This is a genomic window from Rossellomorea aquimaris (genome assembly GCF_003315075.1).
Lineage (GTDB): Bacteria > Bacillota > Bacilli > Bacillales > Bacillaceae_B > Rossellomorea > Rossellomorea aquimaris_C.
Map to the genome: position 1 here is coordinate 24,879 of NZ_QNRJ01000025.1, position 12,876 is coordinate 37,754.

Here is a 12,876-nt window from a genome sequence, read left to right on the forward strand (position 1 = left end):
AACGGCGTTGACCTTTTGTTGGTCCACGCCGTTTTCTTTTTTGAAAGCAAAGTAACGGTTCACGTGCTTTCTAAGCATGAATCGTTCTAATGATTTTTGATCAAAAAATAGCCAGTAATCTGCATGTGAAAACCTGTGTTACCAAGGGATACACTCTCTTTACTAACATAGGTTTTTTGTTGTATTTTTTAGATAATTCAATATTGACAATCGCTCATAGTGGGTGGTTCAAGATGAAAATATGGGGATAAACTAAACGGGGACGTATCTTACTTTGCTAAAGGCTAAAGGTGGGATACGTCCCTTTGTTTATGTTTTCACCCATTTAGAAGGATGTGTTCTACGGACTGAAGATCAATCATTATAAATGGACGATGGGAATCGATGAAGAACAAGATTTCACTGTGGCAGAAGCCCCTCCACATCGAACCATGACCCAAACACATTCAAGTTTTTTCTTAGAGGCAGTTAGGGTATAAGATGAGTGTGGAAGATACAGACTTGATGTATTGGAAGAAGCAGGCCAAACCGGGTCTGGTTCCAAGGGTCAAAAGGAGCTTGGCATAAGGTCAGGCAGATGTTAAAAGTATTTAAGATAAACATACATATTCCAAAACAAGATTTCCGAACAGGAGGAACGGAACCATTGAAAAATAAAACAGTACTGATCATTGGAGGCGGACTCGGCGGGGTGTCGGCTGCCATTACACTGGCACAGGCGGGATACGATGTCTCTTTGTATGAAAAAAACGATCATATTGGAGGAAAGTTGAACCGGCTCGAGCAAGACGGCTTTGGGTTTGATCTGGGCCCGTCCATTTTGACGATGCCGCAGATCTTTGAGAAGTTGTTTGCGGCCAGTGGTAAATCCATGAAGGACTATGTCCAGATTGAGAGGCTGGATCATCAATGGCGTTCCTTCTTCCCCGATGGAAATGTCATAGACTTGTATGAAGATGTGAACGACATGCTGGAGAAGAATGCCTCTCTCAGTGAAAAGGACATTCGTGAATATCAACGTCTGTTGGAGCATTCGAAAACCCATTACGATATGACGGATAAAACGTTATTTAAAGGTGCGGATACGGCAAAAGGAATCGTCAAGCAGGCGGGACTGTTCAGTGTCTTGAAGAACATTGACCTGATGTCCACGGTGCATAAATCCCTCGATAAGCGGATCAGTCATGAGCAGTTTCGCGATATGCTCTCTTATTTTATCAAATATGTTGGTTCGTCCCCTTACGATGCGCCGGCTGTGATGAATATGATGATCTACATGCAGCATGATCAGGGGGCATGGTACGTTCCCGGCGGATTGCACAAGCTCGCCGACGCCCTTGTGAAGCTGGCGGAAGAAGTGGGGGTGACCTTCCACCTTGGACAGCAGATCGTCAAGCTAGACAAGAAGGATGGCGACATTACCGGAGCCGTTTTGGAAGACGGGACCCGGGTGACGGCCGATCACTATGTGTCCAATATGGAAGTCATACCGGTGTACGAGCGATTACTGGAGGAAGACAGCGATTATATTGAAAAATTAAAAACGAAATTCGAACCGGCGAGTTCCGGTCTCGTCATGCATCTCGGTGTGAAGAAGAGTTATCCGCAGCTCCGCCATCACAATTTCTTTTTCGCCGAAAATATGAAGGCGCAAATGGAATCGATCTTCCACCGCCATGAACTGCCGGAGGACCCGGTCATTTATCTCGTCAATGTGAATAAGACCGATCCGACACAGGCCCCTCCAGGACATGAAAATATCAAGGTGCTGCCGCATATTCCGTTTATCCGGGATGAGAATCCGTATACGCAAGAGGACTATGAACAATTCGCTGAGCGGGTCTTGATCAAGTTGGAGAAGATGGGCCTTGATGGCTTGCGTGAGAACATTGTCACGAGGGATATGTGGACACCGGAAGATATCAGGCGCACGTATGGCTCCGACCGCGGGGCGATTTATGGAACGGTGTCAGACAGTAAGAAGAATAAAGGCTTGAAGCATCCGAAGCAGAGTGAACGCTACGATAACCTCTACTTTGTCGGGGGGACGGTGAACCCGGGTGGCGGAATGCCGATGGTGACGTTAAGCGGCCAGCTGGTCGGTGAGAAGATTATGGAGAGGGATGCTTTATAAAAAAGGGGTGATGTCATGATCGTCTCACTGCCTGACCATTGGATCATACTCATTGATGTGCTTGCCTGGACGTTCTTTCATCTTGCCATCTCGGCCATTTGCTTGAAGCTGCCTTTGACCTGGTTTTTGAAAGACCATTTCTGGTTTCGGACGTTCTCTTTTGAACGTTCCGGAGCATTGTGGCAGCGTTTATTCCGGGTGAAGGCGTGGAAGGGTTTGATTCTAGACGGCACGATTTTTCTCAAAAAGGGATACAGCAAAAAGGGGCTGCATGGGACGAAGTCGAGGGACTTGAAGGTGTTTGCCGCGGAAACGAAACGCGCGGAACTAACTCACTGGCTCTCCATTCTCCCTGCTCCGCTGTTCTTTATATGGAATCCCGTATGGGCAGGATGGGCGATGGTTCTGTATGCCCTTGTCTTTAACCTTCCGATTATTGTGGTTCAGCGGTACAATCGGGGGCGGATATCGGCGATTACGTCAGGAGTTGGGAAGAAAAGACTACATAAAGGTTGAACGGGGATTGGCGCTATTCTAGAGGAAGGAGGGGGAGGGCATGACTGCTTCAGAAGTGATCAATCTCATCCTGGGTTTCCTGGGTGTGATCATTGGCGTGATCGTGTTTTGGTCCTTGCCGGTTCCAAGATTCACCTCTAAACAAACGGCGGGGTTGCCGTTTGTGTCCATCATTATCCCTGCCAGGAATGAAGAAGGCAGGATCACCCCTTTATTGCAGTCATTGCAAGAGCAGCGATACAAGGGATTTGAGGTTCTGTTGGTGGATGACGATTCATCGGATCGAACCGTTGAGGTCGCAGAAAGCTACGGTGTCACGGTCCTCCAGAATAACGGGGCAGGGAAATCGTCTGCCTGCTGGCGCGGTGCCAAGGAGGCAAAAGGAGCCTGGCTGCTATTCCTGGATGCCGATACCCGATTTACGAGTGTGGATGGATTACGTAATCTTCTGCATGTCTACCAGGGGAAAGGAGCGAGGGGGATACTCGCTTTGCAGCCCTATCACACCGTGGAGCGCGTGTATGAGCATCTTTCCATTGTTTTTAACATCATCGTCGTGGTGGGCATGAATCTATTTACCGTCTGGGGATCCCGGTTCAAAGCTGCCGGTTCGTTCGGTCCATGTATTCTATGTAATCGAGACGATTACTTTTTATCCGGTGGGCATGAGAAAATCGAGGGGGCCATCATGGATGATCTGGCACTGGGAGAGGCCTTTCTGGATCAGAACCTTCCCGTTCGCTGTCTCGGTGGCAGGGGAATCATTTCGTTCCGCATGTATCCGGAAGGGGTGGGGAGTCTGATCGAAGGCTGGTGCAAAAGCTTTGCCGTCGGTTCTAAGTCCACTCATCCCGTCGTCATGCTGATGGTCATCCTCTGGATTACGGGAAGTTTAACGAGCGCGTCTTCATTGATCTCTTCGATGATAGAGGGAAGTACTGCCGCTATCATCGTCTACGGGGTATTGTATATCCTCTATTCCGTTCAAACGGCATGGTTTGCTCGCAGGGTCGGGGATTTTAGATGGGTGTATTTCCCTTTTTACCCGTTGCTGTTTGCATTCTTCGCCGTGATTTTCCTTTATTCTTTTGTCCGGGTGAATGTTTTTCATTCTGTGAAGTGGAAGGGGCGGAAGATAAAGGTATGAAGGGCCTGGAGCTTCTTTTCTAGCTGGGAGGTTGGATCATCGGGATTGGCTTTCTTGGTGCAGGACCAGGGAAATGTATTTACAGTTGAGAGCTTTTATTTTATGGAATGAATAATCCCTTCTTACATAGTGAGTTGGGGTTGTTTTTTATTGGATTATTTTTTGTACCTGTCTCTATGGTTTTCATTAGAAAGAATAGTTATCAACCCCATTGAGACATGTTATAATGAAGGAAACGCGCATTAGGGGTTATTTTATTGGATGAGACCTTAAAGCTCATACTCGGTGAACTGGAAAAAGTGAACACTAGACTTGACCGTTTAGATAGTGGTCAAAAGGAATTGAAAATCAGCCAAGACCAACTACAACAAAATCAAAACCAACTACAAACGAGCCAAGATCAACTGCAAAAAAATCAAAACCAGCTTCAAGCGAGCCAAGATCAACTGCAAAAAAATCAAAACCAGCTTCAAGCGAGCCAAGATCAACTGCAAAAAAATCAAAACCAACTTCAAACAAGCCAAGATCAATTAAAAGATAATCTTATTAATGGACTGGGCCCATACTTTGAGCATATAGAGAAACATATCGATGCAAAAACCAGCAAGATAACAGAGACACTCGAAGATCAGCAAAGAGTGATTGATACGTTAGCAGCTCGTTCTGTAAGGCATGAAAGTGATATCAAGGATTTTAAACGCATATTGAAAAACCAGTGAAGAACGATTCGGGTCAACCTGAAATGAATCGTTCTTTTTTTAGTGGACTTATAAAGATGACTTCGCCTGAATGATTCCTTCTTGAAAGCATTATATAAGATGTATTCCCTTCTACTTTTCCCCTTCCCTTAGAAACACTATACCTGTCCCCATGGCTCCTTTAACTGTATAATTATTTCATATACCATACATAAGTAAATGATGTATGATCACCATGAAAAGAGGTGCACGAAACATGCAAGGGCCGATGAAAAAGCTCATCGAAGCGAGTTATCTGACAGCTGAGAATGCTGCTGAATATCGAACGATTCTACGATACTTTTATTTGCAACATGAACGAATGAGAGATTTCATTTCACCTGAAGAGGTGCTGGATTATATGAGGTCCGTCCCTCACTATGAGCACTATGAGGAGGAGCAGCTTCTCGTACAGCTTGCTCAGTTGGTGAAGTGGAAGAATTTGAATGCCAGGCAGGATATGACGAATGCGAAGACGATTGAGGAGTATAAGAAGAAGCGGTTCCGTTATCAGTCGACACCTTATACGATTGAGATTGAGAGAATGGTTGCGACACTTGAGAAGAAGAGCGGGGAAAGTTTCGGTGGTTCTCTTGAGAAGTCTCAGTTTGACCGTTTGCTTGAATCGGTGAACAAGCTCGATCATGAGTTGAAAAGTGGTCTTTCGGAATCTCCTGAGACGTATATGCTCCTATGGGAGGATCTGCTGCACTATTTCAGGACGATTCGGACGAGCACGGCGGATTATATTGCGTATATCAACAGTGAACAAACGGATCAGCGGATGCAGAGTGAGGCGTTCTTAGTGTATAAAAGTCAATTCACCACCTACCTGAGAGACTTTATTGTGTCCTTGCAGAAAACGTCCTTTCAGATTTCGGATCAACTGGAGAGGATGGATCAGCAGGTGGTGGAGCCTTTCTTTGACAAGCTTGCCGATCATAAGAGGCAAATTCCACGTCTGGAAGAAATCGGCGAGGAGATGGTGTTGGAGTGGTACCAGGAGTTCCACGATTTCTGGCGGGTGATGAGGTCATGGTTCATCGGGAGCGTCAGCCAATCGAGCGAGCTTGAAATGCTGCAGCTTCAGACGAATGAAATGATCAGGCGAATCACCCGTTATGTACAGCGCATGAGTGAACGGCATCACAGTCATCACAGCCGTAAGAAAGATTATCTTCATCTTGCAGGGCTCTTCAGTGGAAGCCGTTCCATGGAAGATGCCCATCAATTGTCAGCGGTCGTTTTCGGTTCTATGACGATCAGGCATTTGAAAATCGAAGAAGATACGACAGAAAATATTCACAGTGATGTTTGGGAGGAAGAACCAATCATCCTGCCAATCAAGCCGCGCATCAGGACCTATAAGGAAAAGACGAAGCCCGGGGCGATGGAGTCAAATGCGGAAAAGAAAAAGGCACTGAGGGAGCAGTACCTGGCTGAAAAGGAGCAGGAACAAAGAATGATCGAAACTTTGTTCATCAATCGGAAAATGATTCTGTCAGAGCTTGGTGTGGTGGAGCCGTTTGTCAGGAAAGTGATTCTCAGCTGGATTGGTAAAGCGATGGCAAGTAAGAAGCAGGTCATTAAAACGGATTATGGATTTACGGTGAGTGTTCAGGTGCATCGGGACCGAAAGACGGTACTGCATGCGGCAGATGGGGTGTTGAAGATGCCGGATGTAACATTGGAAATGAAAGGGGGATCATCCGTTGGAACAGGCTCAAACGATTGAATTTGATGACAAAGCGATTGAGGGGCTGGAACTCCTGCTGCATGAGTTCTGGATATTGAGAAGTGAGAATCCCCAGGAATATCAGTTAATTCGTGAACGGGAAAAGGTATTGAGGCGGTATCTTGATGATAAATTTGGTCTGTTGTTAATTGTCCATCAACATTTTATTAAGCTTGAGAAAATTCCTGTTGAACCTGAGCCGTGGATGGGCATTTCGTCGTTTCAGGAGCCACGGGATTATGCGTTATTCTGTTACGCGATGGCCTTTCTTGAAGAAAAGTCTGTCGGTGAGCAGTTTCTGTTGTCTGAACTTTCAGAGGAGATCAGACATGATTATGAAGGTGAAGAAGGAATTGATTGGACGGTGTACACCCACCGGAAATCCCTTATCCGGACGATTAGAGCGATGGCAGATCTACATTTGATACGCACGGTTGATGGGAATATTCAGAAGTTTGATAATGACGAAGAACATGAAGTGTTATACGAAACGACGGTTTACAGTAAATATTTTATCCGTTCGTTTCCTGAGGATTTGACTCTATTTACCAGCTGGCAGGATCTCCTACAGGAAGATTGGAAATTTCAGCAGGAAGATGAGCGCAGAAAGCGGGTCTACCGCCAATTGTTCTTTTCACCGGGCGTACATAGAAAATCGAGCAACGACCCCGATTTTATTTATATCAGGAGCTTTCGCAATCGTATGATGGAAGATATCGAGAAACACAGCCATTATCGCCTCAGGTTATTTAAGAACACGGCCTTTCTGTCTTCTCAAGAACCACATTACAAGTATGAGTATTTTCCGGATAATAAAGCTGTAACCGATGTTTTGTTGCAGCTGTCGTATCTGTTATATGAAAAGCGTTCTTCCTTTTCGCCTCTCGAGACGGGAGAGTTGCTATTGACGACAGGGGACTTTGATCAGCTGATTGTGGAATTAAGGCAACAGAACGGTTCAGGCTGGTCGAAACATTTCCGGGAAGCGACGGTTGAAGCCATCAGGAAGGAATGCCTTTCGTCTATGAAAAGCTGGATGATGGTTGAAGCGGATGATGCGATGATTTATATCAAACCGTTGTTTGGCATCCTGGCAGGCAAATATCCAGATGATTTTATGAGAAAGGGTGATGACAGTGAATAATGAGCAATGGCAATTGAACAGGGCCGGTCTCGTGAATTTCTGGTATTACGATGAAGAGACATTTGACTTTAAAGACGGGAAGCTGCTGCTCCGCGGAGCCAATGGATCTGGGAAGTCGGTTACGATGCAAAGCTTTTTACCCGTATTACTGGACGGGAGGAAATCTCCCGACAGACTGGATCCATTCGGTTCCAAGGCGAGAAGGATGGAAGACTATCTTCTTGGGGAAAAAGGAATTGTCGACCGTGACGAGCGGACGGGCTATCTGTTTATGGAATATGTGAAGAAAGGTACTGGGCAATATATGACCACCGGGATCGGAATGCAGGCAAAGCGGGGGAAGCCGATGAAATCATGGTATTTCGTCATCACGGATAACCGGCGGATCGGTCTTGACTTTCCCCTTACCCTCACTCATTCAGGTGAGAAGATTCCCATGTCGGATAAGGAATTAAAGAATCGGATTGCAACGGGAGGGGAGGTCGTCCATTCCCAAAGGGAGTATATGGAGCTTGTGAATCGCCATATTTTCGGCTTCCAATCAACCGATGCGTATGAGGACCTTATCAAATTATTGATTCAACTGAGAAGTCCGAAGCTTTCAAAGGACTTCAAGCCAACGGTGATCTATGAAATCCTGGAATCGGCATTGCCTCCTTTGACGGACGATGAAATCCGTTATTTATCCGACAGTATCGATCACATGGATCAGGCTCAACAGGAACTAGAGCGCTTGGCCATGCAAAAAGATTCGATTGATAAAGTCCTTCGGGTGTACGATCGGTATAACCGGTACGTGCTGGCTGAATATGCGGAAAAGTGGCAGACGGCTCATCAAAAGGTGGTCAAGAAAGAGCAGACTGTCAAAGAACTTCAGCAAAATAAAGCAGATTTAAAACTGGGAATTTCAGAGCTTGAGGAACGAGAAAAGAGCTTGTCGAATGAACAAGACCTCCTTGAGAAACAGAAGGATCAGCTGAACCGTCATGAAGTATGGTCACTTGAATCGAAGAAGAAAGATCTTGAGAAAGAGTCGCTGCGGAAAAAAGACTCGGTCACTCGCCTGGAAGAGAAAAGGGACAGGAAGCATAAGGATTATGTGAAAAAGAAGACAGAGCTTACTTCCTTAGAGGAAAGTGAGTGGAAGGCAACGAGTAGTGTGAAAGAGTTACTGGCTGATATGAATGAACTGGCGGAGGAATGTGACTTTTCAGCTCACAGTGTCAATCAGGATGATTTCGAACGGATAAAAGAAGGTACGTACGATTTTACCGTCTGGAAGAAAGAAGTTGCGGCTCATCAGGACGTGCTTTCAGAAGCCATGAAGCTCCTTGACGATCGAACGCGTCAGCAAGAGAGATACCGTGACCTTGAACGGGAGTCGTCGGAGAAGAAGCAGAAGGTTGATGAAATCCTGCAGCAGATGGATCATACCGAAGAATGGTTTACGGAAGAACAGCAAAGGTTGGAATCAGACATTTTCACCTGGATGGGGAAATATGACAAACTCTCATTCACAGATGAACAGCGCCAACAAGTGGCCCGATCTGTGCAGGGGCTTTATGAGGAGAGCTCGTTTGATCAAGTAAAAGGGGTACTACTCGAAAGTCTGGAGGAGTACCGGGAAGAGATTCGGACCCGAACGGTTGAACATAGAAACCACCTCAAGCGGTTGGAAGGTGAAATGGAAGATAAGAATGAGCAGATTTCACTGTTGAAGCAACAGAAAATGATCGAACCGGAGCGATCAGAGGGAACCTCATTGCATCGTAAGAAACTTATAGAGGGAGGAGTTGCCGCAGTCCCGTTCTATGAAGCAGTGGAGTTTCAGGAGGGTGTGACGGAAGAAGAAAAGTCGCGTATCGAATCAGTTCTAAGACAGACGGGGATTCTAGACGGCCTGATTTCGGGAGATGAAATCAGACCGACAGAAGATTCGGTCCTGGTACCAGAACCATTCCTTATGACGCAGACCCTTGCTGACTATCTACAACCGGATGTCGAAGCGGATTCAGCCGTTTCCATACAAAGGGTGGATGAAGTCCTTCGTTCCATTCCATTAGAAGAATCGGCTGGAGCATTCGTGATCCATCCAGATGGGTCGTACATGATGGGAATCTTGAAAGGTCATGCCCCGGAAGAAGGTCCGTCCAAGTTTATCGGCAGAGCATCCAGAAAACGTCATTTAAAGGAAAGAATCGAGCTCCTTATGACAGAACTTGCTGACCTCAATGAAGAACGGGATGGAGTTATGCTTGAGATCTCTCGCTTATCACAGATCCTGAAGGACGTGAAAGAATGGCAGCAATCGATTCCCTCTGATGGAGTGCTCCGTGATATCCATCAGCAGTTTGAGCAATTGGAGCAGGAGCGGAAACTTCAGCAGGCACTTCTGGATCAAACCGATCGGCAGTGGAAAGAGGTACAGGTGGCACTAAGCAGGCTTAAACAGCAGTTGTACGAATACAGCAGCCGCTTCTCCTTCGAACTGGATACGGAAAGCGTGATGCAGGCAATACGTTTTATGAAGGAATATGAAGGCGATCTGAACAACCTGACACATGTGCTCGTCCAATTGCAAGCGAGCCGGCAACGGATCCAAGATATCGCCTTGCTCCTCCGGGACATAGAGGAGGAGCTGGATCATTTGAAAGGTGAAATCAACGTGGAACAGAGTGACTGGGACAGATTGCTACGTGAAGTCGATTCCATCGAACAGCAGCTTGCCTTACAAGGGATGGATGAAATCAGGCGGGAAATCAGACGCGTTCAGGACAGGTTTGAAAGTGTGAAGCATGAGTTGAAGAAGCTTCAAAGGACCCTTCCGGAAAAGGAAACTGATGCAAAACGGGTGGATGAGAAGTTGGAGATTGTTGTAGGGGACATGGAATTTTGGGCGGAGATGCGCGATCTGTGGAAACAGCACGTGACAGATGAAATCAATCATCAGTTCGTGGAAGTGAGGGAGGATGTTCCAGATGCGGATCACCTTTTATCAACATGTGGGGACGTGCTTACCACTTATGATAAACCTAAAATCCTGGAGTCTCTGACCAAAGCATTTTTTGAAGAGCAACAGATGCTCTCGGAATTCAGGATGACCAATTATACCGATGATAAAGAAACGCCGGAGTGGATGAAGGAGCAGCATGACGAACGTTTTGAACCGTTCCTGAAAGAATATATCTCCCTTAAAGATCGCCGGATGATACGTTTTTCTTACAACGGTAGTCAGATTAACCCTTATTATCTCGCTGATATCCTGACGAAAACCTATGAAGAGCAGGATCGGAACCTGGATGAACAGGACCGGAAGCTGTATGAGGATATCATGCTGAATCATATCGGCACGATATTGAGGAGCCGAATCAAGCGGGCAGCCAAATGGGTGCGTCAGATGGACAAAATCATGGCAGCACGTGATAATTCTTCTGGACTGATCTTCTCGATTGCCTGGAAAGCGCAGACCGCAGAATCGGAAGATGAGATGGATACAGCGGAACTTGTGAGCCTGCTTGAACGGGACAGTAAACATCTTCATGAAGATGACTTAAGCAAAATCACCCGGCATTTCCAGTCCAGGATTCAGAAAGCGAAAGAATTGATTACGCTTCGAAATGAAGGGTCTACCCTCCATCAGGTGTTGAAAGAGGTCCTGGATTATCGAAAATGGTTTACCTTTGTTCTTTCGTTTAAACGGGAGAATGAAGGGGTCAAGCGTGAGTTGACAAATAATGCTTTCTTCCAGTTCTCAGGAGGAGAGAAAGCCATGGCTATGTATATTCCGTTATTCACTGCAGCTTATTCACGCTATAAGGAAGCGAGAGATTTTGCCCCGTATATCATTTCATTGGACGAGGCATTCGCAGGGGTCGATGAAAACAATATCAGGGACATGTTCGAAGTCATTGAGCAACTGGGCTTCAACTACATCATGAATTCCCAGGCGCTGTGGGGAGATTATGATACGGTACCGTCCCTTTCAATCGCTGACCTGTTGCGTCCTAAAAACGCGGACTTTGTGACGGTCATGCGCTATGAGTGGGATGGAGTTCACAGAAAGCCGGTTCAACAAGTAGAGGAAGAGGAAGAGATCTATGAGCGACTTGAACTTACTTAAAGGAGAGGCGGCTCTTCATAAGCTGTTTCTCTTGTTCAAGAAGAGATATGAGTCACTCGGCCGGATAGGAGGATCGGTTAGCTTAACATCATTTTCCAATGATGAACTGATGTCCATTTCTGGTCTGACAGGGTTGTCGGTAGAAGAATTACGCGGGAAACAATCGATTACCCTGTTGAAATTTGAAAAAGAGTTACGCCGTACTAAGTATCAGTATGACTCGTTGCTTTCATTCCTTGAAGACTATTTCGATGAGAAACTGGTAGCGAACAAAGATCGCCTGATACAAGAACAAGAACGGGAAATGCAATTTTGGGACGAGGTGAAAGATAAATTTTCGCAGCTTGTTTGGTACGTAGAGTGGATTTCCGGGAAGTCGGCAGATGCAAGATGGATTTGGACACTGTATAAGGAAGATGCTGCCGGATTGGTTTCCTCTTTTAAATACCTCGAAGAAGCGTGGAGTTTGATAGTAAAAGAAAAAAAGTTCATACGAATGCCTTTATTTGCTCAAAAGATAACGGGCAATCCCCATGCATTCGATCGAAACACGGTACTGGGGAAAATGCTGCTTCATTTGCTGACCGTCGACCAGATCAACAACGAAGGTGATATCCGTTTCAGTAAAACATCGGAAGAAGAAAACGAACTTCTCGGGCATTACGGATTGATACGAGATGATATATGGAGCTTTGTAACGGGTCAGAACCTATGGGCTGAGACCAATCAGGGTATTCATCCGGTATGGAAAGCAGCACAAGAGATGGGAACGGTCTTGAATCTCCCATTAAAAGAGTTAATTAAAGTAGATAAAGTCTATCCATATCAGGGAAAGGCAGTGTGGGTGTTAGAAAATTCGAGCGTCGCTTCCACATTGATGGATATGGTTCCACACGCACCCATTATTTGTACCCATGGACAACTGCGAATTGCCGGCTGGCGTTTGATTGAATTACTTTCAGCTTCAGGGATTACGATCAACTATTCAGGGGATCTTGATCCTGAAGGGATGCTTATCGCGGATCGGTTGGTTCGCAGGTTTCCCAATTCCGTACGATTATGGAGAATGAATGAACAATCGTATGCTGAAATCATGTCAGAGGAATTCGTTTCTGATAAGAGGTTGAGACAATTGGATAAAATTCAACATTATGGATTGAAGAAAGTGGCTGAAGTCATGCAGAGAGAAAAGAGAGCTGGATATCAGGAAGCAATGGTGGAAGTATTGGTGTGGGATATGGAGAGGTGACTAATGCCATGGTAATGCCATGGGGACAGGTACCTCGGCCTATTTAATCATAGTTCTGAGGTACCTGTCCCTATGGTTACCTTTGGAATAAGAA

8 protein-coding genes are annotated in these 12,876 nt (G+C 45.9%); all 8 read left to right on the forward strand.

Translation table 11 applies throughout. The features are described 5' to 3' along the window. Positions 1-646: 646 nt before the first annotated feature. Positions 647-2,134 (forward strand): phytoene desaturase family protein, encoded by a 1,488-nt coding sequence (locus DET59_RS19090; protein ID WP_258549742.1) that lies wholly within the window; start codon positions 647-649, stop codon positions 2,132-2,134. Positions 2,135-2,149: 15 nt separating this feature from the next. Further along, on the forward strand, positions 2,150-2,650 hold the full coding sequence (locus tag DET59_RS19095; protein ID WP_113971192.1) for a glycosyl-4,4'-diaponeurosporenoate acyltransferase CrtO family protein: 501 nt from the start codon (positions 2,150-2,152) through the stop codon (positions 2,648-2,650). Positions 2,651-2,690: 40 nt separating this feature from the next. Further along, complete coding sequence (locus tag DET59_RS19100; protein ID WP_113971193.1) at positions 2,691-3,797, forward strand: glycosyltransferase family 2 protein; 1,107 nt, start codon at positions 2,691-2,693, stop codon at positions 3,795-3,797. A gap of 257 nt (positions 3,798-4,054) precedes the next feature. Then, entirely contained in the window at positions 4,055-4,516 is a 462-nt protein-coding gene (locus DET59_RS19105) for a hypothetical protein (protein WP_113971194.1), read from the forward strand. A gap of 235 nt (positions 4,517-4,751) precedes the next feature. After that, entirely contained in the window at positions 4,752-6,269 is a 1,518-nt protein-coding gene (locus tag DET59_RS19110) for a TIGR02677 family protein (RefSeq protein ID WP_113971195.1), read from the forward strand. Then, entirely contained in the window at positions 6,247-7,413 is a 1,167-nt protein-coding gene (locus DET59_RS19115; RefSeq protein ID WP_113971196.1) for a TIGR02678 family protein, read from the forward strand. The genes DET59_RS19110 and DET59_RS19115 overlap by 23 nt, the downstream gene beginning before the upstream one ends. Then, entirely contained in the window at positions 7,400-11,533 is a 4,134-nt protein-coding gene (locus DET59_RS19120; protein WP_258549743.1) for a TIGR02680 family protein, read from the forward strand. The genes DET59_RS19115 and DET59_RS19120 overlap by 14 nt, the downstream gene beginning before the upstream one ends. Then, the gene (locus tag DET59_RS19125; protein ID WP_113971197.1) at positions 11,511-12,782 is read left to right on the forward strand and encodes a TIGR02679 family protein; all 1,272 of its coding nucleotides are present in this window, start codon (positions 11,511-11,513) and stop codon (positions 12,780-12,782) included. The genes DET59_RS19120 and DET59_RS19125 overlap by 23 nt, the downstream gene beginning before the upstream one ends. Positions 12,783-12,876 lie beyond the last annotated feature (94 nt).

Excerpts from the sequence above, each read along its gene's own strand:
- DET59_RS19120 (WP_258549743.1), top strand. The coding sequence starts at position 7,400 with ATGACAGTGAATAATGAGCAATGGCAATTGAACAGGGCCGGTCTCGTG.
- DET59_RS19095 (WP_113971192.1), top strand. The coding sequence starts at position 2,150 with ATGATCGTCTCACTGCCTGACCATTGGATCATACTCATTGATGTGCTT.
- DET59_RS19100 (WP_113971193.1), top strand. The coding sequence starts at position 2,691 with ATGACTGCTTCAGAAGTGATCAATCTCATCCTGGGTTTCCTGGGTGTG.
- DET59_RS19125 (WP_113971197.1), top strand. The coding sequence starts at position 11,511 with ATGAGCGACTTGAACTTACTTAAAGGAGAGGCGGCTCTTCATAAGCTG.
- DET59_RS19110 (WP_113971195.1), top strand. The coding sequence starts at position 4,752 with ATGCAAGGGCCGATGAAAAAGCTCATCGAAGCGAGTTATCTGACAGCT.